The organism is Micromonospora phaseoli (genome assembly GCF_900109115.1).
Classification (GTDB): domain Bacteria; phylum Actinomycetota; class Actinomycetes; order Mycobacteriales; family Micromonosporaceae; genus Micromonospora; species Micromonospora phaseoli.
On sequence record NZ_FNYV01000009.1, the window covers coordinates 142,543 to 166,587 of the forward strand.

19 protein-coding genes are annotated in these 24,045 nt (G+C 72.8%); 5 read left to right on the forward strand and 14 right to left on the reverse strand.

Annotated features, from left to right (window positions below; translation table 11 throughout):
• Nucleotides 1-227 precede the first annotated feature (227 nt).
• From BMY89_RS22060 to BMY89_RS22125, 14 genes are all read right to left on the reverse strand, one after another.
• Nucleotides 228-1,295 carry a polyprenyl synthetase family protein gene (locus tag BMY89_RS22060; protein WP_092381939.1) on the reverse strand — a complete coding sequence of 356 codons (1,068 nt, stop codon included), beginning with the start codon at nucleotides 1,293-1,295 and terminating at the stop codon, nucleotides 228-230.
• On the reverse strand, nucleotides 1,292-2,707 hold the full coding sequence (locus BMY89_RS22065) for an alkaline phosphatase family protein (RefSeq protein ID WP_092381940.1): 1,416 nt from the start codon (nucleotides 2,705-2,707) through the stop codon (nucleotides 1,292-1,294). Before BMY89_RS22065 ends, BMY89_RS22060 begins: the two co-directional genes overlap by 4 nt.
• Nucleotides 2,704-3,930 carry a metabolite traffic protein EboE gene (eboE, locus tag BMY89_RS22070; protein ID WP_092381941.1) on the reverse strand — a complete coding sequence of 409 codons (1,227 nt, stop codon included), beginning with the start codon at nucleotides 3,928-3,930 and terminating at the stop codon, nucleotides 2,704-2,706. The genes BMY89_RS22065 and eboE overlap by 4 nt, the downstream gene beginning before the upstream one ends.
• On the reverse strand, nucleotides 3,930-4,781 hold the full coding sequence (locus tag BMY89_RS22075; protein ID WP_092381942.1) for a TatD family hydrolase: 852 nt from the start codon (nucleotides 4,779-4,781) through the stop codon (nucleotides 3,930-3,932). Before BMY89_RS22075 ends, eboE begins: the two co-directional genes overlap by 1 nt.
• Nucleotides 4,781-5,398, reverse strand: coding sequence for an EboA domain-containing protein (locus tag BMY89_RS22080; protein ID WP_092381943.1), 618 nt, complete (start codon nucleotides 5,396-5,398; stop codon nucleotides 4,781-4,783). Before BMY89_RS22080 ends, BMY89_RS22075 begins: the two co-directional genes overlap by 1 nt.
• 101 nt (nucleotides 5,399-5,499) lie before the next feature.
• The gene (locus BMY89_RS22085; RefSeq protein WP_092381944.1) at nucleotides 5,500-6,483 is read right to left on the reverse strand and encodes a sugar phosphate isomerase/epimerase family protein; all 984 of its coding nucleotides are present in this window, start codon (nucleotides 6,481-6,483) and stop codon (nucleotides 5,500-5,502) included.
• Nucleotides 6,480-7,355, reverse strand: a complete 876-nt coding sequence (locus BMY89_RS22090) for an SCO3242 family prenyltransferase (protein WP_092381945.1) — start codon at nucleotides 7,353-7,355, stop codon at nucleotides 6,480-6,482. Before BMY89_RS22090 ends, BMY89_RS22085 begins: the two co-directional genes overlap by 4 nt.
• Nucleotides 7,339-8,499, reverse strand: a complete 1,161-nt coding sequence (locus BMY89_RS22095; protein WP_092381946.1) for an inositol-3-phosphate synthase — start codon at nucleotides 8,497-8,499, stop codon at nucleotides 7,339-7,341. The genes BMY89_RS22090 and BMY89_RS22095 overlap by 17 nt, the downstream gene beginning before the upstream one ends.
• A gap of 451 nt (nucleotides 8,500-8,950) precedes the next feature.
• The gene (locus BMY89_RS22100) at nucleotides 8,951-10,123 is read right to left on the reverse strand and encodes a Gfo/Idh/MocA family protein (protein ID WP_372433310.1); all 1,173 of its coding nucleotides are present in this window, start codon (nucleotides 10,121-10,123) and stop codon (nucleotides 8,951-8,953) included.
• Nucleotides 10,124-10,176: 53 nt separating this feature from the next.
• Nucleotides 10,177-11,229: a substrate-binding domain-containing protein gene (locus BMY89_RS22105; protein ID WP_092381948.1), complete on the reverse strand. Its 1,053-nt coding sequence runs from the start codon at nucleotides 11,227-11,229 to the stop codon at nucleotides 10,177-10,179.
• A 93-nt stretch (nucleotides 11,230-11,322) separates the two neighbouring features.
• The gene (locus tag BMY89_RS22110) at nucleotides 11,323-12,438 is read right to left on the reverse strand and encodes an ABC transporter permease (protein ID WP_092381949.1); all 1,116 of its coding nucleotides are present in this window, start codon (nucleotides 12,436-12,438) and stop codon (nucleotides 11,323-11,325) included.
• On the reverse strand, nucleotides 12,435-14,024 hold the full coding sequence (locus BMY89_RS22115; protein ID WP_092381950.1) for a sugar ABC transporter ATP-binding protein: 1,590 nt from the start codon (nucleotides 14,022-14,024) through the stop codon (nucleotides 12,435-12,437). The genes BMY89_RS22110 and BMY89_RS22115 overlap by 4 nt, the downstream gene beginning before the upstream one ends.
• Entirely contained in the window at nucleotides 14,021-15,199 is a 1,179-nt protein-coding gene (locus tag BMY89_RS22120) for an ROK family protein (RefSeq protein WP_092381951.1), read from the reverse strand. The genes BMY89_RS22115 and BMY89_RS22120 overlap by 4 nt, the downstream gene beginning before the upstream one ends.
• A 180-nt stretch (nucleotides 15,200-15,379) precedes the next feature.
• Nucleotides 15,380-16,432 (reverse strand): YihY/virulence factor BrkB family protein, encoded by a 1,053-nt coding sequence (locus BMY89_RS22125; RefSeq protein ID WP_092381952.1) that lies wholly within the window; start codon nucleotides 16,430-16,432, stop codon nucleotides 15,380-15,382.
• Between the two features lie 632 nt (nucleotides 16,433-17,064).
• Between BMY89_RS22125 and BMY89_RS22130 the strand changes: the two genes are divergently transcribed.
• From BMY89_RS22130 to BMY89_RS22150, 5 genes are all read left to right on the forward strand, one after another.
• The gene (locus BMY89_RS22130; RefSeq protein WP_092381953.1) at nucleotides 17,065-19,176 is read left to right on the forward strand and encodes a TRAP transporter permease; all 2,112 of its coding nucleotides are present in this window, start codon (nucleotides 17,065-17,067) and stop codon (nucleotides 19,174-19,176) included.
• Complete coding sequence (locus BMY89_RS22135; protein WP_232521487.1) at nucleotides 19,173-20,213, forward strand: TAXI family TRAP transporter solute-binding subunit; 1,041 nt, start codon at nucleotides 19,173-19,175, stop codon at nucleotides 20,211-20,213. Before BMY89_RS22130 ends, BMY89_RS22135 begins: the two co-directional genes overlap by 4 nt.
• Before the next feature lie 63 nt (nucleotides 20,214-20,276).
• Entirely contained in the window at nucleotides 20,277-22,616 is a 2,340-nt protein-coding gene (locus BMY89_RS22140; RefSeq protein WP_092381955.1) for a sensor histidine kinase, read from the forward strand.
• The gene (locus BMY89_RS22145) at nucleotides 22,617-23,009 is read left to right on the forward strand and encodes a roadblock/LC7 domain-containing protein (RefSeq protein WP_092381956.1); all 393 of its coding nucleotides are present in this window, start codon (nucleotides 22,617-22,619) and stop codon (nucleotides 23,007-23,009) included.
• The gene (locus BMY89_RS22150; protein ID WP_092381957.1) at nucleotides 23,006-24,043 is read left to right on the forward strand and encodes a TAXI family TRAP transporter solute-binding subunit; all 1,038 of its coding nucleotides are present in this window, start codon (nucleotides 23,006-23,008) and stop codon (nucleotides 24,041-24,043) included. Before BMY89_RS22145 ends, BMY89_RS22150 begins: the two co-directional genes overlap by 4 nt.
• Nucleotides 24,044-24,045 lie beyond the last annotated feature (2 nt).

Below are 24,045 nucleotides of genomic sequence, written 5' to 3' on the forward strand. Positions count from 1 at the left end.
AGCGCGGGCGTCGCGCGGTTCAGGTGGAGGCAGGTTCGATCGATGGGTTCCCGCGCCGCCGGTTCACCTCGACGAAACAATCCGGTGCTGGCAACGACACTAAGCGATGCGGATAGATGTGTCTATGCCTTTCGGCGTATCGGCACCGACTTTCGTCTCTCCAGCCGAAAGTTCGACGATCGGTGCTGATTGCCCCACTCGGCAGCCACCCGCGCACACCATGACGCTCACCGCTGACGGTCGACCGCCTGGGTGGCCAGCGCGGCCAGTGCCGCCCGGCTCTCCGGGGTCAACGCCATGTGCTCCAGCGTGGCCAGCGCTGCCTCGGCGCGTACCTGGATCATCTGCTCGATCTTCTCCAGAGCACCGGCGCTCACGATGATGGTGCGCAGCTCGGCGGCACCCTCCGCGTCCAGGTCGGGGTTGCCGAACAACTCCCGCAGCCGGGAACTCTGGGACCGGTCGGCGGCATCGCGGGCCAACGCCATCATCACCGTCGGCTTGCCCTCCCGCAGGTCGTCCAGGACGGACTTGCCGGTGACCGCCGGGTCACCGAAGACCCCGAGCACGTCGTCGCGGAGCTGGAAGGCGTCGCCCAGCGGGTCGCCGAACTCGGCCAGCGCGTCGAGGAGTTCGGCCGGCGCGCCGGCCAGCGCGGCACCGATCTGCAGCGGTCTGGTGACCGTGTAGCGGGCCGCCTTCATCCGGATCACGGTGAGCGCGCTCGCCACCGAACCGCCACCGACCCCGGACACCAGGTCGAGGTACTCCCCCGCGATCACCTCGGTGCGCATCAACGAGAAGACGGCGTACCCCCGGTGCACCGTCTCGGGGTCCAGGCCGCACTCGTGGAACATCTGGTCGGACCAGGCGGCGCAGAGGTCGCCGCAGAGCAGGGCGGTGTTGCGCCCGTACGCCTCCGGGTCACCCCGCCAGGAGGATCGGGTGTGCAGGTCGGCGAAGATCCGGTGCACCGAGGGCTCCCCCCGGCGGCGGTCACTGCCGTCCAGGATGTCGTCGTGGATCAGCGCGAACGCGTGGAACAGCTCCAACGCGGCGGCGGCGACGACGATCGGAGTGCCGTCCGGCCCGCCCGCACCGCGCCAGCCCCAGTAGCAGAAGAGCGGACGCAGCCGCTTCCCGCCGGCCAGCACGAACCGGCGCAGCGTGGTGAAGACGCCCCGCGGCGCGCCGTCCGGCCAGTCCGGGTCCTGCCGGTCGAGGAAGGCGATCAGCTCGGCGTCGAACCGGGCCCGTAGCCCGGCGGAGTCGGTCGGGGCCTGCGTGACGGTCACCGTCCCGCCACCCCGGCCAACTCCAGCAGCAGCCCCTTCACCTCCGTGGCCGCGATCCGGTCCCGCGCCACCGACGCGTCCGAGCAGAGCAGGACCGGCCCGTCGGCCGGATCGGCGGGCAGCCGCCCGTGTGAGCCCCGGACCGCCCGCGCCCCGGCGTCCAGGCCGACCACACTCATCAGGTACCGCATCCCCAGCTTCTTACGGGCCAGCGCGGCGGCGGCCCGCCGCTTCGCCGCGCCCGGGCCAGCCGGGTCGAAGAACAGCTCCGCCGGGTCGTACCCGGGCTTGCGGTGGATCTCCACCAGCCGGGCGAAATCCGGTGCGCGGGCCTCGTCCAGCCAGTAGTAGTACGTGAACCAGGCGTCCGCGTCGGCCACCAGCACCAGCTCACCGGCGCGCGGATGGTCCAGTCCGTGCGCCGCCTTGCCGTCGGCGTCGAGCACCTGCGCGACCCCGGGCAGTCCCGCACAGAGCTTCGCCACCGCCGGCACGTCGGCCGGGTCGCGGACGTACACGTGGGCCACCTGGTGATCGGCGACCGCGAACGCCCGCGACGTCCACGGGTCCAGGTACTCCATCCCCGCCTGGGTGTGCACCCGCAGCAAGCCCTCGGCGCGCAGCAGCCGGTTCACGTCGACCGGCCGGGACACCTCGGTGATGCCGTACTCCGACAGGACCACCACCGTCGCGTCCCGGGCCCGCGCGGCGTCCAGCAGCGGGGCGAGCACGCCGTCCAGCTCGGCGGCCGCGGCGGCGGCCCGGGACGAGGACGGGCCGAAGCGCTGCAGGTCGTAGTCCAGGTGCGGGACGTAGACCAGGGTCAGGTCCGGTGACTGTTCGGCGAGGATCTGCTCGGCGGCCCGGCAGATCCAGCGCGACGACGGCAGGCCCGCCCCGGGCCCCCAGTAGGTGAACAGTGGGAAGGTGCCCAACCGCCCGGTCAGCGCGTCGTGCAGCTCCGGTGGGTCGGTGTAGCAGTCCGGCTCCTTGCGGCCGTCCGCGTAGTAGACCGGTCGCGGCGTGACCGTCCAGTCGACGTCCGCGCCCATCGCGTACCACCAGCAGACGTTCGCCACCGTGTAGTCGGGTCGGGACCGGCGGGCAGCCTGCCACAGCTTCTCCCCGCCGACCAGCGCGTGGTGCTGCCGCCAGAGCAGCACCTCACCGAGGTCCCGGAAGTACCAGCCGTTGCCGACGATGCCGTGCTCGGCCGGGAGCGCGCCGGTCAGAAAGGTCGACTGCACCGAACACGTCACCGCCGGCAGCACCGTGCCCAGTTCGGCCCGGAAACCGCCCTCGGCGACCGCGCGCAGCCGGGGCATGTGCGCCAGCAGGCGCGGGGTCAGCCCCACCACGTCGAGCACCACGAGTCGCCGGCTCGTGCCGTCACCTTGCCGTGGTTCGCTCATGCCGGTACCGCCGTTCCGGTCGGGGTCAGCCCGAGGGCGACCAGTTCGTCGCGGGTGAAGGCCAGCTCGGCGGCGATCCCGACGGCCAGCTCGGCGTCGGTGCGCGGACGCCGGTCCGCCGGCAGCACCCCCCAGGTGTACGTCTCGACGTCCAGGTGGTCGCAGCCGACGTCGGTACCGGTGAAGAGCGCGGCCAGCGCGGCGCGCAGCACCGGCAGGGTCGAGCCCAGCGGTGGTTCCGGCGGGGCGTGCAGGGGCACGTGGTAGTGCACCCGCCACGGGCCGGGCAGCGCCGCGTCGAGCGCGGCATCCAGGTCGTCGGCGGCCCAGGCCGGGTCGGCGGGGCCGCCCGTGGCCACCGCCGCGAGCGGACCGGTCGGATCGGTCGCGGCGGCACAGCCGGCGGCGCGGGTCTGGTGCAGGAAACGCGGTTCGACCCAGCGGCGCAGCGCGGCGGCGTCGCCGACCGGATCGGCTGCCTCCAGCGCCGCGGAGACCTGCACCTTGACCACCGGCAACCCCGCGGCGGCCAGCCGGTCCAGGGCGGCGGCCGGGTCTTCCCAGGCACAGGCGAGATGGGCTAGATCCAGGCAGATCCCGAGCCGCTCGGCGTCCATCCCGGACAGCGCGGCAACGGCCTGCCCGGTGCTCTCCACGACACAGCCCGGCTCCGGCTCGAAGCCGACCCGCACCGGACGGCCGGTGTCCCGCTCGACGGCGGCCAGCCCGGCGGCGAGCTGGTCGAGCCGGCGGCGTGCGGCGTCCGCGCGGGGAGCGTCCCAGGGCGTCCGCCAGGCCAGCGGCAGGGTGGAGACCGAGCCGCGCTCCGCGTCGTCGGGCAGCAGGTCGGCCAGCACCCGGGCCAGGTCCAGGGTGTACCCGAGCCGCCCGGCCGTGGTCCAGTCCGGCTGGTACACCGCGCCCTTGACGACGGGAGCCTGGAAGGCCGCGTACGGGAAACCGTTGAGCGTCACCACCTCCAGCCCGCGTACCGTCAGCTCGGTGCGCAACCGGCGGCGGGTGTTCGCGTCGGCGGCCAGCTCGGCGGCGACCGGGGCGGCCAGCCACAGGCCGAGGCCGAGCAGGTCGGTGCCGAGCGCCGAGCGGACCGGCACCGCGTAGCGGTCGAGCTGGGCGAGGATGCCGGCGAGATCCTCGGCGGGATGCACGTTGGTGCAGTACCCGAGGTGGACGGTGCGCCCGCCGGCGTGCCGTAGCCGCATCAGCTGCCGCCACGCAGGATCGAGTTGCCGGCGAAGGTCGGCTCCGTAGCCTCGTCGTCGGCCAGGTCGAGCCGCCCGGACTGTCCGTAGAACTCGGTCGGGTTGCGCCAGAGCACCCGGTCCACGTCGTCGTCGGAGAAGCCGGCGAGCAGCATCGCCTCGCCGGTGGCCCGGGTCAGCAACGGATCGGAACGTCCCCAGTCGGCGGCGGAGTTGACCAGCATCCGCTCGGTGCCGTACGTCCTGAGCAGCTCCACCATCCGGGGCGGCGACATCTTGGTGTCCGGGTAGATGGAGAACCCGAGCCAGCAGCCGGTGTCCCGGACCAGCTTCACGGTCACCTCGTTGAGGTGGTCGAGCACCACCCGGCCCGGCTCGATGCCCGACTCGGCGACCACGGACAGGCTGCGCTCCACCCCACGGACCTTGTCCCGGTGCGGGGTGTGCACCAGCGCCGGCAGGTCGTGCGCCACGGCCAGGGCGAGCTGGGCGGCGAAGACCTCGTCCTCCTCGGGCGTCATCGAGTCGTACCCGATCTCGCCGACCGCCACCACGCCGTCCTTCTCCAGATAGCGGGGCAGCACGTCGAGCACCGGCCGGCAGCGCGGGTCGTTGGCCTCCTTGGGGTTCAGCGCGATGGTGGCGTGGTGGCGTACCCCGAACTGTCCGGCCCGGAACGGTTCCCAGCCGACCAGCGCGTCGAAGTAGTCGGTGAACGACCCGACGCTGGTGCGCGGCTGGCCCAGCCAGAACGCCGGCTCCACCACGGCGCGGACACCGGCCGCCGCCATCGCCTCGTAGTCGTCGGTGGTGCGGGACGTCATGTGGATGTGCGGGTCGAAGATGCGCATCACGCCTCCCTGTCTCGCGGTCGGCTGGTGGCGGTGAGCCGGTCCAGCAGCTCGGTGGCGTCGGCGGGCATGTCCCGGCCGGCGGCCCGCCGCTCGTCGGCGAGGGCGGCGAGCATCGCCGCCAGTTCCCCATCGGCGCGGGCGTCGAGGTCGGCCACCACGGCCAGCGGCACGCCGGTGAAGACGCACTTGAGCACGGCCTGCCGCCACGCGGCCTGGTCCAGGTGGCGGGCGTACGGGCCGAGCGCGGCGGCGACCAGCCGGGTGTCGTTGGTCCGGATCGCGTCGTGCAGCAGTGGCAGCGCCGCCGCGCCCAGCGGCAGCGACGGCAGCGCCTTGAGCACCGCCCGCTTCTCGGCGGCGTCCCCGGTGCGGTAGAGCGCCTCGGCCTGCTCGGCATGCTCCGTCGGCAGGGCGGTCAGCAGGAGCACCCGGGCCGCTTCGTCGGCGCTCCAGCCGGGCAGGTCGGCCAGGTCGTCCCTGCCGCAGCGCCGGCCGGCCGCCGGAAAGAACCGCGCGATCGTCGCCGGCTCGACCGCGACGCGGCGCAGGGCGTTCGCCAGCCACTCGGGATCGGGTACGTCCCGCAGGGCTGCTCGCAGTTCGTTCGGTGTCATCACTGTCTCCACCCTCCCGCTGCCGCCGTTCGGTCCTGCCGGTGCTGCCTCGCGGCCGCTGTGCGACCCGCCGGTACTGCTGCACGTCCCTTTGCTCTGCTTCACTCCACGCAACGGCCGCCGTCCGGACAGCGGACGCCGGGTCGTGCGTCCGTTGAAGCAGAGCAGAGGGCGTCCGCCAGGACCTGCTCCGCCGATCCGGTGGCGCTCGCCGCCGGCTCACCGGCGGGCGACGCGGATGCGGCGCGGAGGAAGTCCAGCGAGCGGGCGGCGACGGCCGGGGCGGCGTGCGAGTGGCGGGGCAGCTCGACGGCGACCAGGCCCCGGTAGCCGACCTCGCGCAGCGCGGCCAGCACCGGCGGGAAGTCGATCTCGCCGACACCGAACTCCAGGTGCTCGTGCACCCCCCGCCGCATGTCGTCGATCTGCACGTTGACCAGGTGTCCGGCGACGTCGCGGACGCAGTCGGGCACCGGCTGCGGCTCCAGGCAGCGGCAGTGCCCGATGTCGAGGGTGAGGCCGAAACACGGCGGTCCACCCAGCGCCTGGCGGAGCCGGCGCCAGTCGGCGAGGTCCTGCACCAGCATCCCCGGTTCCGGCTCGAAGCCCAGCGTCACACCGGCCACCTCGGCCGCCTCGACCACCTGGGCACAACCGGCCACCAGGCGCTCCCAGGCGACCGGCGGCGCAACCGGGTCAGGTCGCACACCCGCCCAGAAGGAGACCGCCTCGGCGCCGAGGTCCGCGCCGATCGCCACCGCGCGGCGCAGGAACTCCACCCGAAGCGTCGGATCGTCGTGCAGCAGGGTCGGCGCGTGCTTGTGCCACGGGTCGAGCAGGTAGCGGGCGCCGGTCTCGATCACCACGGCGAGGCCGAGCGCCGCCAGCCGACCGGCGACGGCGTCGACCCGCCGGGCCAGCTCCGGCGCGAACGGATCGAGGTGATCGTGGTCCAGGGTGAGCGCCACACCGGTGTAGCCGAGGTCGGCGATGACCGCCAGCGCGTCGTCGAGACGGTGGTTCGCGAACCCGTTGGTGCCGTACCCGAACCGCAGCCCATCGGGGACGAGTCGGTCGGCGGTCATGTCGGGGAGACCCTGCGGGCCAGGCGCCGGCCCAGCGGCGCGGCCGCCGCCACCGCCAGCCCGAGCAGGCCGGCACCGGCCCGCGCGGTCAGCGCGCCCTGCAACGCGGGTAGGCCGGTGATGCCGGCGCCCACCGCCGCCCGGACCCGGCCGGCGGTGGGTTCGGCGGCCACCCGCGCCTGAGCGGTGCCGTAGCGGGCGGCGTACCAGGCGGCGAGGACGGCGGGCAGGGCCACCGCCACGGTGCCCGGGGTTCGGTGGCGGGGCTCGGGTGCACGTGCGGCGCTCGCGGCGACCAGCACGGTGCCGGCGAGGGTACGCAGCGGCAGTGCTCGGTCGGCGCCGCTCACCTCCCGGCGGGACAGTGCGGTGACCGTCCAGGTGTGCGCGGCGACGGTGATCGCCGCCGGCAGCGCCCGCGCCGGCCGGCCGCCGGCAGCGCCGAGCAGCACGTCCAGCCCGCGACAGGTGGCCATCACGGCCGGCCCGGCGGTGGTGTTCTTGGCCACCAGGTCGTACCCCCAGATGCTGGTGGCCAGCGGCAGCGCGACGGCGGCGGCGCGGCGGCCACCGGCGACCGCGGCGAGTCCGACGCCGGCCACGGTGAGCCCGGCGGCCAGGCCGACCGCGAGGCCGGGACTCACCCGGCCGCTGGGGATCGGTCGTTCCGGGCGTTCGACGGCGTCCAGGTCGCGATCAGCCCAGTCGTTGGCGGCCATGCCGGCCCAGTAGAGCAGCACCGACGCGGCGGCCAGGGCCGGTGTACGCGGGCCGAGCGCGCCCGCCGCGGCGGCGCCGGCGACCACGTCCCCGGGCACCGAGAGCGCGGCCGGCGCCCGGACCAGCTCGGCCAGGTCAGTCAGCCGTGACATCGACGCCTCCCTGGTGCAGCCGGCCGGCGAACGCGCACAGCCGGGTCCACTGGTCGGCCAGGGAGTGTGTCGCGGTGCCGAGCGGATCCTTGAAGAAGAAGGCGAGGTCGGTCAGTGGTCCGCTCAGGCCGGCGGCGTGCGCCGCCCCGGTGAGCCGGGCCAGGTCGAGCACCAGCGGGGCGGCCAGCGCCGAGTCGCAGCCGTGCCAGGTGAACTCCAGTCGCATCCCGGTGCCCAGGAACCCGGCGAAGGTGATCAGGTCCCAGGCGGTCTTGAAGTCACCCAACTCCTCGACGTACTCGATTCGGGTGTCGCCCTGCGGCAGGTAGCCGAGCGTCTCGCCGAGCACCCGCTGCTTGCTGCGCACCTTCGCGGCGTTTGCTCCCGCGTCGGTCAGCGTGGCGCCGTCGCCCCCGCCGAGCAGGTTGAGCCCCGACCAGGACCGCACGTCGAGGTGGCGCATCGCGAACATCGGGGCGAGCACCGACTTGAGCAGCGTCTCCCCGGTCTTGCCGTCGTGCCCCGCGTACGGCACGCCGTGGGTGTCGGCCAACGTGGTCAACGCCGGCAGCCGCAGCCCGGTCGACGGGGTGAAGTCGACGTACGGGCAGCCCGCCGTCACCGCCGCGTACGCGTACAGCGAACTGGGCGGCAGCACCTCGTCTGGGCCGGTGAGGGCGGCCCGCAGCGCGTCGGGGTCGGCGTGCCCGTCGTGCGGGCGGGGTGCCGGTTCGGTGGCCGCGACGTTGACCACCACCACGCGTTCCAGCTCGTGCCGCTCACGGAACCCGGCCAGGTCGCGGAGCATCGCGGCGGCCCGGTCGGCCTGACTCCCGGCGGTGGGCGCGGGGCGCAGCTCCCGCTCCACGGCGGCCAGCTCCTCGGGTAACGCGGCGACCAGCCGGGCGGGCAGCACGCCGGCGGCGGCGAGCGCCTCGGCGCGCTTGGCGATCGGGGTGGCGATCACGTCATGTCCACCGAAGACCAGGTCGGCGAGGGCCGGCAGGGCCGGACCGCGGACCCCGGGCAGCTCCGTCACGCACCCGGTCGGCCCGGTCAGCCCGGCCCGCAGGGCGAGCGCCCCGACGATGCTGGTGGTCGCGACCGAGCCGCGTACCCCCACCAGCCAGACACCCGTACGCATGGCGCTCCTTCCCGGTCGAGCAGGTGGAACACTTCTGGGTGGATGCGCCCCGTCCGCCGCTCGCCCCGGTGTGGCTCACCGGCCGGCGCCGAGGTCGGCGGCGACGACGCCGGACCGGCGTTCGGGGCGGGTACGGACGGACGGGGCTGGCAGGCAGGGGCGGTCGGCGTCTCGCCCCTGCCTCCCCCGCATCCGGCCGCTCGGGACGACAGTGGCCCGATCGGAGGACTCGTTCGGACGCGGTCCCGCCCGGAGGCGGGTGGGTCTCGGATGGACGGTTCAGCGGCGGCCCTCCGGCGCGGCCGGGGAATCCCGGTCCGGTCGCACCGGAGGAACCGCATTGCTCGTGTCACCGGGCCGGGTGGCCCGGGACACGACCTCCGGTGCCGACCCGTATCGGTCACGGGGCGCAACCGCGGCCGACCCTCGCCGGTCGGTACCGGAGGTGGTTCTAGACGGCGACCGTCGCCAGTGCCGGCTCCACCTCGGTCCACGAGGACCCCAGTTCGGCCGACCGGACCACCGCGTCGAGCACCAGCTGCACCTGCAGGGCGTCGGCGAAGGACGGCGTCGGGTCGACGCCGGTCGCCACCGCCTCGATGAAGTCGCGCATCTGGTGGGTGAAGGAGTGCTCGTACCCGATGATGTGACCCGGCGGCCACCAGGCCGACAGGTACGGGTGCTCGCTCTCGGTCACCAGGATCCGGCTGAAGCCCTGCTCGGCGGCGGGTCGCGTCGCGTCGTGGAACTCCAGTTCGTTGAGGCGTTCCAGGTCGAAGGCGACGCTGCCCAACGACCCGTTGATCTCCACACGGAGAGCGTTCTTGCGTCCGGTGGCGAAGCGGGTCGCCTCGTAGGTGGCCAGTGCCCCGCCGTCGAGCCGGGCGATGAAGATCGCCGCGTCGTCGACGGTGACCGGGCCGGTTGCGGCGGCTCCGTCGACCTGTGCGGCCAGCCCGCTCGACTCGGCCGGCAGGGGCCGCTGCTTGACGAAGGTCTCGGTCACCGCGCTGACGCCGGCGATCCGCTGACCGGTGACGTACTGGGTGAGGTCGATGATGTGCGCACCGATGTCACCCAGGGCCCCGGAGCCCGACACCTCCTTGCGTAGCCGCCACACCAGGGGGAACTGCGGGTCCACGATCCAGTCCTGCAGGTAGCTGGCCCGGACGTGCCGGATCTCGCCGAGCCGCCCGTCGGCGACCAGTTGACGCATCAGCGCCACCGCGGGTACCCGCCGATAGTTGAAGCCGCACATCGACCGCGCCCCGCCGGCCCGGGCGGTGGCCGCCGCGGCGGTCATCTCCCGTGCCTCGGCGACGCTGTTGGCCAACGGCTTCTCGCACAGCACGTGCTTGCCGGCGGCCAACGCGGCCAGTGCGATCTCGGCGTGGCTGTCTCCCGGTGTGCAGATGTCGACCACGTCGATGTCCGGCCGGGCCACCAGCTCCCGCCAGTCCGTGGTGTGCTCCTCCCAGCCGAGCCGGTCGGCGGCCTCGGCCACCTTCACCGGGTCCCGGCCGCAGATGAGCGCCATCCGGGCCCGTGCCGGCAGGTCGTACACCCGGTTCACGGTGCGCCACGCCTGCGAGTGCGCGGCGCCCATGAACGCGTAGCCGACCATGCCGACCCGCAGTTGGTTGTCTGTCGTGGACAAGGTGGGTCTCCCCCCGTGTGTCAGAACCCGAGCTTGAGGTAGTTGCTCGCGTTCTCCTTGGTGATCGTTTCGGAGGCGAGGACGATCTCCTTCGGTACCTGGAGTTCCACCAGGTCGGACATGCCCCGGTCCTGTCCGATCAGGCGGGCCAGCGAGATCGCCGAGGACGCCATCGACGGGCTGTAGGTGACGGTGGCCTTGAGCACCGTGTTGTCGGCCTGGATGTCCTCCATCGCCTTCTTCGAGCCGGCGCCGCCGACCATGAAGAACTCGTTGCGGCTGGCCTGGCTGATCGCGGCCAGCACGCCGATGCCCTGGTCGTCGTCGTGGTTCCAGATCGCGTCGATCTTCGGCAGGGCCTGGAGCAGCTGGCTCGCCTCCTGCTGGCCGGAGTCGGCGGTGAACCGGGCCGCCCGGCGGTTCTCGACCTTCAGGCCGTGCTGGGCCAGGGTGTCGTTGAAGCCCTTCGTCCGTTCCTGGGTCAGCTCCAGCTCGTCCATCCCGGCGATCTCGGCGATCACCGGGTTGCTCACCCCCTTGGCCTTGAGCTGCTCGACGATGAAGGTGGCGGCGGAGACACCCATGCCGTAGTTGTCGCCCTTGATCTGCAACCGGTACGCCTTGGCGTCGGGGAAGGCCCGGTCCAGGTTGATCACCGGGATGCCGGCCTGCATCGCCTCCAGCCCGAACGAGTTGAGCTCCTTGCCGTCGTGCGGCAGCAGCACGATCACGTCGGGCCGCTGGGAGATCAGGGTGGACAGCGCCGCGCGCTGGGCCGCCGCGTCCGCGCCCGCCTCGACGGTCTTGAACTCCACGTCGGAGTACGCCGCGGCCTGTGCCTTGGCGTTGTTGGTGATCGCGGCGATCCAGCCGTGGTCGGCGGCCGGCGCGGAGAAGCCGATCGTCACCTGCTTGCCGGGCTCGGCGTTGGCGTTGCCGTCGGCCGCCTTGGTCTGCGCCTCGGTCGGCGTCTGCTCGTTGCTGGTGCAGCCGGCGAGAATTACGCCGGCGCCGACGGCCGCACCGCCGAAGAGCAGCCGACGCCGCGACATGTCGCGACTGTGCTGGGTCATGACGACCTCCTGGTTATTCAGTGGTGGAGAGGGATTTGGGTGTACGAGTCCCGGCCACCGTCGGTTGCTCGGGTGGCCTGGACGCGGTGGTGTTCAGCTCGTGGTGAGCCGGTTGCGGCGGAAGAACTGGGAGAGGGTGCCGAACTGGACCTGCTGGATCAGGACGGCGGCGACGATGATGCCGCCCTTGACCATGTTCTGCGCCTCGGTGGAGAGTCCGTTGATCGCGAAGAGGTTGGTGATGGTGGCGAAGATGATCACACCGAGCAGGGAGCCGACGATGGTCCCCCGCCCGCCGCTGAGCAGCGTGCCACCGATGATCACGGCGGCGATCGCGTCCAGCTCGTAGAGGTTCGCCATCGCCGCCTGGGCCGAGGTGGCCTGGGCGGTGAGCATGATGGCGGCGATGCCACAGCAGAGGCCGGAGAGCGCGTAGAGCAGCAGGGTGTGCCGCTTGACGTCGATGCCGGCCAGCCGGGCGGCCTCCGGGTTGCCGCCGACGGCGACGGTGCGCCGGCCGAAGGTGGTGCGGTTGAGCAGCACCCATCCGCCGGCGACGACGGCAGCCAGGATGTAGACCAGCAACGGGATGCCGAGCAGGCTGTTGCTGGCGATGCCGTTGATGACGCTGTTCTCCGAGATCTGGGTCTGCTTCTGGGAGATCTCGGCGGCCAGCCCTCGGGCGGCCACCAACATGGCCAGCGTGGCGATGAAGGGCACCAGCCGGCCGTACGCGATGAGCACCCCGTTGACCAGTCCGACCGCCACCCCGACGATGATCGCGGTGAAGATCATGCCACCGGCGCCGAAGCTCTGGGTCGCCACCGTGGTGCACCAGACCCCGGCCAGCGCGACGATCGCGCCGACCGAGAGGTCGATGCCGCCGCCGATGATCACGAAGGTCATCCCGACGGTGACCACGCCGACCACCGAGGCGAGCTTGAGGATGCTGAGCATGTTGGCCCAGACCCAGTCCGGGTTGGCGTAGAGGTCGGAGCGGGTGGCCGCGCCGATCGCGAAGAGGGCCAGCAGCACCCCGATCAGGGCGAGGTTGCGCTTGGCACCCTCACCGCCGTCGCCGTGCCACCAGGAGAGCCGGGCCCCGGATGCCGCCGGCGCCCCGTGCTCGGCCGCCTCGGTCGTCTCGGCCGGGTCCACCGGCGGCGACTGCGCCGGCAGCTGCGTCGTCGTGGGCGGACTTTCGCTCATGCCGGTGCGCCTTCCATCAGGGACCCCGCCATCACGAGGTCGAGCACGGTGTTCTCGTCGAGTTCGCCGGCGGCGGCGGTGCGGACGACCCGCCCCTCCCGCATCACCAGCACCCGGTCGGCCAGCCCGAGCACCTCGGGTACCTCGCTGGAGACCAGCAGCACCCCGACGCCCTGGGCAGCGAGCTGCCGGATCACCTGGTACAGCTCGGCACGGGCACCCACGTCCACGCCCCGGGTCGGCTCGTCGAGCAGCAGCAGCTTCGTGTCACCGAGCAGCCAGCGCCCGACCACCACCTTCTGCTGGTTGCCGCCGGAGAGGGTCCGTACCGCCCGGCGGACGTCGCGCGGTCGCATCTCCAGGCTCTCGGCGACCCGGTCCGCCTCCGCCCGTTCCCGCCCGACATCGGTGAATCCGAACCGGGCGTACCGGCTGAAGGTCGCCAGCGTGACGTTGCGGTAGATCGGCTCGCCGAGCAGCAGCGCCTGGCTCTTGCGCTCCTCGGGAGCCATGCCCATCCCGGCCCGCACCGCCGCGCCGACGCTGCCCGGGCGCAGCGCCCGGCCGGCCATCCGCACGCTGCCCGCCTCCGCCCGCCGGGCACCGTAGATGGTCTCCAGCAGCTCGGACCGGCCGGAGCCGACCAGCCCGGCGATGCCGACGATCTCTCCGGCCCGGACGGCGAGCGAGACGTCGGCGAACTCACCGGCGCGGGTCAACCCGTCGACCTGGAGCAGTTCGTCGCCGTCGGCGGTGTCGGCGGGCCGGTCCGGGAAGACGTACTCGATGGTCCGGCCGGTCATCCGGGAGACCAGGTCGCGGGTCGGGGTGTCGCGGGCCGGCAGGTTGGCCGCGGTGGTCCGGCCGTCCTTGAGTACGGTCACCCGGTCACCGATCTCGCGGATCTCCTCCAGCCGGTGCGAGATGTAGATGACCGCGATGCCCTGTGCGGTCAGCTCGCGGATGATCCGGAAGAGGTTGCCCACCTCGTCATGGGCGAGCACCGCGCTCGGTTCGTCCATGATGATCAGTCGGGCCTCGTGGGAGAGCGCGCGGGCCATGCTGACCACCTGCTTGCCGGCCGCCGGCAGCGACCGCACCATCCGACCGGGCGGGATCTCGGCATGGCCGAGCCGACCGAGGATCTGGCGGGTCCGCCCCGCCATGTGGCCCCGGCGGACGAAACCGAAGCGGCGGGGCTCGTGGCCGAGGAACGCGTTCTCCGCCACCGAAAGGTCGTTGACCAGGTCGAGTTCCTGGTAGATGGTGGCGATCCCGGCGCGCATGGCGGCCTGGGGGTTGGCGAAGGCCACCGGGTTGCCAAGCCACTGCACGGTCCCGGAATCCGGGCGGTGTACCCCGGCCAGCACCTTGATCAGCGTGGACTTGCCGGCGCCGTTCTGACCGAGCAGGCAGTGCACCTCGCCCGCGCGCACCTCCAGCTGCACGCCGTCCAGCGCGCGTACGCCCGGGAAGGTCTTGACCACGTCGGTGAGGCGCAGGACCACCTCGCCCGCGACGGTGTCGGCCGGTGCCTCGACCAGCGGCGTCTCGTGCTCGGTGACGCCGTTCTCGTGCTCGGTCATGCCGCCTCCCCGAAGGCCAGATCGCTGGCGAGCACGGCGGCCCCGGCCACCCCGGCGCGCGGGCCCAGCTCGGACAGCACCACTGGAAGGTTGCCGGTCGCCAGTGGCAGTGAACGGCGGTATACGACGCTGCGGATCTCGGCGAGCAGGACGTGCCCGAGCTGGGCGAGCCCGCCGCCGATCACGATCATCGACGGGTTGGTGAAGCTGACCAGGCCGGCCAGTACGCCGCCGACCCGTCGTCCGCCCTCGCGGATGAGCTGGATGCAGGTGACGTCCCCCTCGACGGCCCCGGCGGCGACGTCCAGGGCGGTGACCGTGCCGCTCGCGGCCAGCCGCTCGGCCAGCGCGGGCGAGGTGCCGGCCCGGGCCGCGACGGTCGCGTCCTTGGCCAGCGCGGCGCCGCTGAAGAGCGCCTCCAGGCAGCCGGCGTTGCCGCAGGAGCAGACCGACCCGTGCGGGTCGACCTGGATGTGGCCGATGTCCCCGGCGCAGCCGTCGGTGCCGCGGTAGACCTCGCCGCTGAGGTAGATCCCGCACCCGACGCCGGTGCCGATCTTGACGAACAGGAAGTCGTCGACCGAGTGCGCGACCCCACCGTGCCGCTCACCGATCGCCATGATGTTGACGTCGTTGTCGACCACCGCCGGGCAGCCGTGCTCGCGGGTCAGCAGCTCACGGACGGGGAAGCGATCCCAGCCGGGCATGATCGGCGGCGAGACGGGCACCCCGTCGCGGAAGCTGACCGGGCCGGGGACACCGATGCCGATCGCGTCGAGCCGTTCGTAGACGCCGTCCACCCGGGCCTTGTGCAGCAACTCGTTGACGCGCTGCAGGATCGCCTTCGGCCCGGACCGGATGTCGGCCGCCTCCGCGTACGCCGCAACCGGTTCCAGGCGGCCGTCGACCACCTCGACGTCGATCGAGCTGGCGCCGAGGTCGACGGCGGCGAAGCGCAGGTGCGGGCTCAACTCGACCAGGGTGGACCGGCGGCCGCCACGGGAGGCAGCCTTGCCCGCCTCGGCGACGTAGCCGAGGCTGACCAGCCGCTCAAGCTCGGCGAGCAGCCGGGGGCGGGGCATCTGCAGACGGTCCGCGAGCTCGGCCCGCGACAGCGCTCCTTCGTCGCGGAGCAACCGCAACAGGCGCACGTGCAGGGGGTCGGCGGTGTGCACGGCTCACCTCTCCCACCGGGGTGTTCACATCGACGAAATGCCGACGTGTGGTGCCCGACACAGTAAGAGGCTTCGGCGTGCGGTGTCCAGAGCTTAGGGCGATCTGACGGCAACTTTTGCCAGATCTAGCAAAAGTTATGTGGAGTGCCGCCCGCAGCCGGTGCGAAAGCGGCCGGAAGATCACTCATTGCGCTGTTCGTCGTCCTTCGCACGCAACTTGCGGTCGTCGCGCAACTCGACATAGGGCTCCCGATCAGCCGGCAGCAGCCCACCGGCGATGGCCCGGCCGCGCGCCAACTCGGCATCGAACTCCGCCCCGAACAGGATCGCGATGTTGCTCAGCCATAGCCAGACCAGGAAAATGATCGCCCCGGCGAGCGCGCCGTAGGTCTTGTTGTACGAGCCGAAGTTGCTGACGTACAGGGCGAACAGGCCGGAGACGAGCAACCAGATCAGCACCGCCAGCACGCCACCCGGGCTGACCCAGCGGAAACCGCCCTGCCGCGCGTTCGGCGACGCCCAGTAGAGGAGCGCGAACATCAGGCTGACCAGGACCAACAGCACCGGCCACTTGGCGATGTCCCACACCGTCACGGCGCTCTGGCCGACCCCGAGCGCGGCGCCGACCTGCTCGGCGAGGCGACCGGTGAAGACCACGATCACCGCGCTGGCGAGCAGCAGTACGCCGATCACCGCGGTGACCCCGACCCGGATCGGCAGGGTCTTCCAGATCGGCCGGCCCTCCGGCACGTCGTAGATCGCGTTGGAGGCCCGCATGAAGGCCCCGACATAGCCGGAGGCCGACCAGAAGGCGGCGAGCAGGCCGACGATGGCGGCCAGCCCGGCCAGCCCGCCGCTCTGCTGGGCCTGCCCGATCGCGGCGTCGAGGATCTGGCGGATGTTCTGCTCGGGCACCGTCTCCGCGACGGTGTCCCGCACCCCCTGGGTGGCCGACGGACCCAGCAGGCCGAGCAACGAGACCAGCACCAGCAGACCGGGAAAGATGGAGAGCACGCCGTAGTAGGTCAGCGCGGCGGCCCAGTCGGTCAGGCTGTCGTCGCCGAACTCACGCACCGTCCGACGCGCCGCCGCCACCCATTCGCCGCCCGACAGCCGGGTCGGGCTCGTCGGCGCGTCCCGGTCGGCGGCCGGCCGGTCACCCTCGGGGTACGCGGGGCGGTCCGGCTCCTGCGCCGGGTCACGGTCCGGGCGGGAAGACTCCTCGGAGGCCATCGCCCCTCCCCTCAACTCGATCTGCTCGCCCTCGACACTTGCCCGGCCACGGGCGTCGAGTAACCCCCGGGGGTTCGCCGATCACCCGGCACCGGCACCGGCCACCATTCGACTCGACCTCAAATCAGTGGGAAATGCGCGACTCGGGGTTCCCATCGGCCGGTTGTGGCACCTATTACGACCGTGCCCAACGGCCCGATCGGGACGACGCGGGAGGCCGCCGGGCGGGCGGCACCGCCCGGCCGGACGAAGACACACCTCGGCGGCGCGGACCGCAACCTGATCGAGTCGCGACGCCACTCTCCGTACCTACATACACGGAGAGTGACCACCCGATTCAATCTCTACACCCTCCAATGTGACATCAATATACGTCCCAATGCCCTAAAACGGACAGCACACACGGCAGCGACGGCCGCCACGCGAACGCCAATCAGCACGTCCGCATCGATTGCGAAAGCTATTCTCAAACATTCACCCCCGACACGACTTCAACAATTTGAAAGTCACTCAGCGAAGTGACCACCGACAATGCCCCCAACGCGGAGCCGATTCGCGTATCGTCCCCCCTCGTGTCGGCTATCCGATTCACCGATGATTCCGGACCCGAGCGCCCCGGCGCCCATGCCGGAGTGGTAGAGGCCGCCCCGGAGGCGAGGTCATCCGTCGCCGGCGTCGATCCGGCCGAGCTCGCCGCCCAGTTCGAGGAGGAGAAGCCCGGCCGAACGCTGACCGGGCCGGTCGCCGTCATCCTGACCGCCGCCACGCTGGCGATCGCCCTGTTCGCACTCTGGCAGGTGTTCCGGCCACTGGCCCAGGGCAGCAAGTACTACCTGATCTTCTTCCTGGCCGGCGTACTCCCGCTGGTCTTCCTCGCCTACCCGGCCGACCTGCGGCTGCCCCGGCTCCTGCGGCCGGCCACCGCGCGCCGGGGCGCGACGTCGGACGCGCCCCGGACGACGGCGGCCCGCCACTCCGGCCCGAGCCGGGTCGACTGGGCGCTGGCCGCCGTCGCACTGGCCGGCTGCCTGTACCCGGTGCTGCCGATCGCCCTGGGCGGTGGCGGCGGCGGCTACGACGCCTTCCTCGACCGGCAGGGCCTGCTCGTCGGCGTGGACGTGGTGTTCGGCACCGTCCTGCTGCTCCTGCTGCTGGAGGCGTGCCGGCGCACCACCGGGTGGATCCTGCCCGCGGTATGCCTGGTCTTCCTCGGTTACGGCTACTACGGCGGCCTGCTACCGCAGACCTGGGCGGTGGCCCACGCCGGCCTGGACTTCGGGCAACTGGTCGACGCCTTCTACAACTCCGACAGCGGCTTCTACGGCACTCCGCTGGACGTGGCGGCCACCTACATCGTGCTGTTCACCATCTACGGGGCGGTGCTCGACATCTCCGGCGCGGGCCGGTTCTTCGTGGACCTGTCCGCCGCGGCGTTCCGACGTTCCCGCACCGCCGCCGGACGCACGGCGGTGGCCTCCGGCTTCCTGCTCGGCACCGTCTCCGGTTCCGGGGCGGCCACGACCGTCAGCATCGGCGCGGTCACCTGGCCGATCCTGCGCCGCGCCGGCTACCCGGCGGAACGGGCCGGCGGGATGCTCGCCGCCGCCGGGGTGGGCGCCATCCTCTCCCCGCCGACGCTCGGCGCGGCGGCCTTCATCATCGCCGAGTACCTCGGCGTGTCCTACCTGCAGGTGCTGGGCTGGGCGATGGTGCCGACCGTGCTCTACTACCTCGGCATCGTGCTCTCGGTGGAGATCGACGCACGGCGGTCCGGGGTACGGCCGGCGGCCATGGCGGCCGGCTCCGCCTGGCGGCTGCTGGCCCGCTCCGGGTACCACTTCGCCTCCCTGTTCGCCATCGTGGGCCTGCTCGCCCTCGGGTTGTCGGCCACCCGCGCCGTGGTGCTGGCCACCCTGCTCGCGATCGCGCTGTCCTTCCTGGACCGAGCGCACCGGCTCACCCCACCCCGGCTGGTCGCCGCGCTCTCCAGCGGGGTACGCGGTGTCCTCGCGGTGACCGTGGTCTGTGCGGCGGCCGGCATCATCACCGCCACCACCACGAAGACCGGGCTGGGCCCGCAGGCCGCCGCGCTGCTGGTCGGCGCCGCGAGCGCGGTCAGCTCCGAGCCGGCCGTGGTGCTCGCCCTGACCGCGCTGCTCGCCGCCGTAGCGCTCAGCCTGCTCGGTCTGGCGATCCCGGTGACCGCGTCCTTCGTGATCGGCTGGGTGATCATCGGACCGGCTCTGCTCGACCTCGGGGTCAGCGCCCCCGCCGCGGCGATGTTCGTCTTCTACTTCGCGGTGCTCTCCGAGGTGTCACCGCCGACCGCGCTCGCCGCGGTCGCCGCCGCGGCGATCACCGGCGGACGGTTGGTGCCGACCATGTGGCACACCCTGCGGTACGCGCTGCCGGCGTACCTGATCCCGCTGGCGTTCGTGATCACCCCGACCGGACTCGGCCTGCTCGGCATCGGTGGCCCGCAGCGCATTCTCGTCGCCACCGCGGTCACCGCTCTCGGCGTCGCGGTGCTGGCCGTCGCGGCCGGCGGCTGGCTGCCCGGCGTCGGCCCGGCGGGAGTACCGGAACGCCTGGTCGGCGTGGCCGCCGGCCTGACGCTGCTCTGGCTGCAACCCGTGCCCATCGCGATCGGCACCGTGCTGGCCGGTGCCATGGCGGTGGGTGTGTTCGTACGACGCGGATCCCCCGGCCCCTCCGGCGGGACGCGAGCCGGATCACCGGCATGACCCAGGAAGGAGACAGTGTGGGACGGATCAACGTGCGCCTCGTCGCGGGGGCGGGAGCACTCGTCCTCGTCGCGGCCGGCGCCGCCGGTTGCGGAGGTCGTCAGGGCGCCGCCGCCACGGACGACACCGCGAGCGCCGTCACCTGCGAGGTGGCCGAGAACACCCGGGTGGGCATCGCCACCGGCAACGCCACCGGCGTCTACTACGTGGTCGGCAACGCCCTGGCCGGACAGCTCTCGGGCAGCACCGGCGGCCGACTCACCGGCACCGCGGCCGAGACCGGAGCGTCGGTCCAGAACATCGAACAGCTCGTCGGGGGTCAGTACGACGTGGCCTTCTCGCTGTTCGACACCGCCGTCAACGCGGTGGAGGGCAAGGGCAGCTTCACCGCACCGCAGCCGGTCGAGGCGTTGGCCCGGATCTACGACAACTACACGCAGGTGGTCGTCCGGGCTGACTCGGGCATCAACTCGGTGGCCGACATGAAGGGCCGGAAGATCTCCACCGGCTCACCCAAGTCCGGTACCGAGGTCATCGCGAACCGCCTGCTGGAGGCAGCCGGTCTCGACCCGGCAACGGACATCCAGGCCCAGCGACTGGACCTGATCAAGACGGTCGAGGGCGTCAAGGACGGCAGTGTCGACGGCTTCTTCTGGTCCGGCGGCCTGCCCACCGGCGGGCTCACGGACCTGTTCACCACCGCCGGCGACAAGGTGAAGTTCATCGACATCACGCCGTTGCTGCCCAAGATGAGCGAACTGAACCCCGCGTACCAGGCCGGCACGATCGGCAAGGACGTGTACTCCACAACGGCGGATACCCCGACCATCGTGGTCCCCAATGTGCTCCTCGTCCGCAAGGACCTCGACGCCAACGTGGCCTGTGCCATCACCCGGACGGTGTTCGAGAAGAAGGACGCGCTGGCCCAGGCCAACCCCGCTGCCAAGGGCATCGCCCTGGACACCGCCCGCAGGACCGACCCGGTCGGCCTGCACCGGGGCGCGGTCAAGGCGTTGCTGGACCTCGGCGCGAGCTGACCGACGGCGGCCGGGCCGGGGCTCCCCACCCGGCCCGGCCGCCCCCGAACTCGGGAGATCCCCGTGCCGCTGTCCTCCCTGGCCCGCGTGCGTCGGCACGACCGTCCGTCCGGCCACACCGGCCGGCTGTGGTCGGTGCGTACCCAACTGCTCGCGCCCATCCTCGTCGCCACCGCCGGCCTGCTCGTGCTGGGCGCCATCCAGACCGGAAACGCACTGGCCGCCTCCACCGATGCCGAGCGCGCCCGGGTGCTGGCCGGCACCGCCACCGCGACCGTCTCGCTGGTGCACGAACTGGAGCGGGAACTCGGCGAGACGGCGGCGCTACGCCAGCGCGGCGGGACCTCCGGCCGGCAGTTGGTCGACGCCCAGCGGCGGCGGGTCGACGAGGCCACCGAACGGTACGCATCCGCCAGCTCCGAGGCCCGGCGCACCGCACCGGACCTCGGGCGGGCCCTCGACGGGGTGAGCGAGCACCTCGACCAGCTCGACGACGCGCGGGGCGCCGCGCTCCGCGTCGACACCGCCGACCCGACCTACGTGGCCCTGGTGGAGTCGCTGCTCGCCGTCGCCGACGCGCTCCCCGCCCAGCTGCGCGACCCCGAACTGGCCAACCGGGCCCGCGAGGTGGCCGCGGTCGCCGCCCAGGAGCACCTGGCGTCGCTGGAACGCGACCTGCTGCGGGCCGTCTTCGTCCGGGGCACGCTGGCCCCGGGCGAGCTCGCCCAACTCGGTCGGCTGCGCGGCGCACAGGAGCAGCGCCAGGCGGAGTTCTCCCGGATCGCCGGGGAACGCGCCACCGACGCGTACACCCGCCTGCTCGCCGGCACCGACGTCTCCACCGCGCGGCGGATGCGCGACAGCGCCCTGAACGCCGACTCCGAGCCGGCCGCGCTCGCCGCCGACGGCGACGCCTGGTACGTCGCCCAGAGCGGCGCCATCCGCCGGTTCAACCTGCTCGGCCGGGAACTCTCCGACGAACTCGACCGGCGCGCCGCCGAACTGGCCGCCGACGCCCGCCAGCGGGCGCTGCTCACCGGCGGATCCACCGGTGCGCTGGCGGCGGCCTCGCTGGCCGCCGCGGCGCTGCTGGCGGTCCGCACCAGCCGGCGACTGCGCCGGCTGCGGGTGGCGGCGCTCACCATGGCGCACCGGGAGCTGCCGGAGCGGATCACCGCCATCTCGGCCGGTGACGGTGGCCGGACCGATGGCCCGGCGTCCCAGCTCACCGCCGGGATCAGCGGCGGACGCGACGAGATCGCCCAGGTCGCCGAGGCGTTCGACACGGTCAACCGGGCCGCCCTTCGGCTCGCCGGCGAGCAGGCCGAGCTGCGGATGGACGTGACCCGGATGGTCGAGGCACTGGCCCGCCGGATCCGCACGCTGATCACCCGCCAACTGCGGCTGCTCGACGAGTTCGAGCAGGACGAGACCGACCCGGACGCGCTGGCCCGACTCTTCGCGCTCGATCACCTCGCCGCCCGGATGCGACGCAACGGGGAGAACCTGCTGGTCCTCGCCGGCGGCGAGCCCGGCCGGTCGCACGAGGGCGCGCATTTCCTGGCCGACGTGGTACGCGGCGCCGCCTCCGAGATCGAGGAGTACGCCCGGGTCGAGATCAACGTGCCGACCGTCGCGGTGCACGGCTCGGCGGTGGGCAACCTGGTGCACCTGCTCGCCGAACTGCTGGAGAACGCCACCTCGTACTCACCGCCGCAGGCGCCGGTGCACGTGGACGGCCGCCGTACCGTCGACGGGCTCACCCTGCGCGTACACGACCAGGGCATCGGCATCGGCGAGAACCGGCTGGCCGAGATCAACGAAGGGCTGCGCGCGCCGGCCATGCTGTCCAGCGCGGCGGCCGGCAGCATGGGCCTGCACGTGGTGTCCCACCTGGCCGCCCGGCACGGCATCCACGTGCGGCTGCACAGCGCCGGCTCCGGCACCGTCGCCCAGGTGGACGTGCCGGAGGCGGTGCTCACCCGGATGGAGCAGCCCACCGGTCGACCGACGGCCGGCGCCCGGTCGGTGCCCGCGAGCGTCGGCGGCTGGTTCCGGACCCAGGGCGCCGATGGTCGGTCGGGGCCCACGTCGAGGGTGACGGTGGGTGCCGGACCGCAGCGGTTCGACGTCCACAAGGCACCGACGATGGCGCTTCCGGTGGTGAACGCCGGTGCGGCCACCTGGCAGCCCGGCGCCGGTGCGCCCGCGGGAGCCACCAGGGCCGGCCTGCCCCGACGGGTACGCGGCGGCGGACTACAGGCCGAACTGCACGACGTGCCACCGCCGCAGGCCGCCACCGACCTGCTCGATCCCGAGGTGGTACGGGCCCGGCTCTCCGCCCTCTCCGCCGGCGTGGCCCACGCGATGCGACGCAACCAGCAGACGAACGGGAGACCCTAGATGATGCCCAACGGCAGCCCCGGCCTCGACTGGCTCCTGGCAAACTTCGCCGATCAGGTACCGGACGTGTCACACGCCCTCGCCGTGTCCGGGGACGGGCTGCGACTGGCGGCCTCGCCGCACCTGTCGACCGACCAGGCGGATCAGCTCGCCGCCGTGATCAGCGGCCTGGCCAGCCTGACCTTCGGCGCCGCGCGACTGATGTCGGCCGGCCGGGTACGACAGCAGATCATCGACATGGACGGCGGGGTGCTGCTGGTGATGGCCGTCGGCGACCGCGCCCTGCTCGGGGTGCTGGCCGCCTCGGGCTGCGACCTGGGCCAGATCGGCTTCGAGACGGCGACGCTGGTCCAGCGGGTCGCCGAGGCACTCGAACCGGCGGTACGGGCATGAGTAGCTCTCCTCAAAGCGGTGCCGGCGGTGGTGGCGGTGGCGGTGGCGGTGCCGGCGGTGGCCGTGCCGGCGGGCGTGGATGGCTGGCGGCAGCGCTGGTGGCGGTCACGTTCGTCGCGGGCTGCGCCACCGAGGGCACTGTGCAGCCACGTCCCTGGCACGACGGGCGGATCTTCCTGGCCACCGGCAACACCACCGGGGTCTACTACCAGCTCGGCGGCGGCTACGCCGACATCATCAGCCGTCACCTGCCCGGCTACGAGGCCCGGGCCGAGCCGACGGGGGCCTCGGGTGAGAACATCACCCGGCTGGTCGACGGGGACATGGAGATCGCCTTCAGCCTGGCCGACACGGCCGCCGACGCCAGCGCCGGACGTGGCGCCTTCTCCGGCCGGCCCCAACCGGTGCGGGCCCTGGCCCGGGTCTACAGCAACTACACCCACGTGATCGTCCGGGCCGACGCCCAGGTCACCGACCTCTCGGCGGTAGGCGGAATGCGGATCTCCACCGGGTCACCGAAGTCCGGCACCGACGTCATCGCCGGCCGGATGCTCACCGCCGCCGGGTTGGATCCGGAGCGGGACATCCGCCGGGCCCGGCTGTCGCTGCCCGAGACGGTGGCCCGGATGCGCGCCGGCACCCTGGACGCGATGTTCTTCTCGGGCGGGCTGCCCACCCCGGGCATCGCCGACCTGCTCACCAGCACGCCGGACCGGTTCGCCCTGCTGCCGGTCGCCAACCTGATCGAGCCGCTCAGCGCGGCCCACGGCTCGGTGTACACCACCGCCGAACTCCCCCGCGACGCCTACGACACGCCCTCCGGCACTCCCACTGTCACGGTCGCCAACGTGATCCTGGTCAGTGCGGACATGCCCGACCAACTGGCGTACGACCTGACCCGCCTGCTCTTCACCTACCAGGCCGACCTGGCCGCGGCCCACCCCGAGGCGCGCAACTTCGATCGCCAGAGTGCCGCCACCACCGACCCGATCCCCCTGCACCCCGGCGCCGCCCGCTACTACCAGGGCGGCTGACG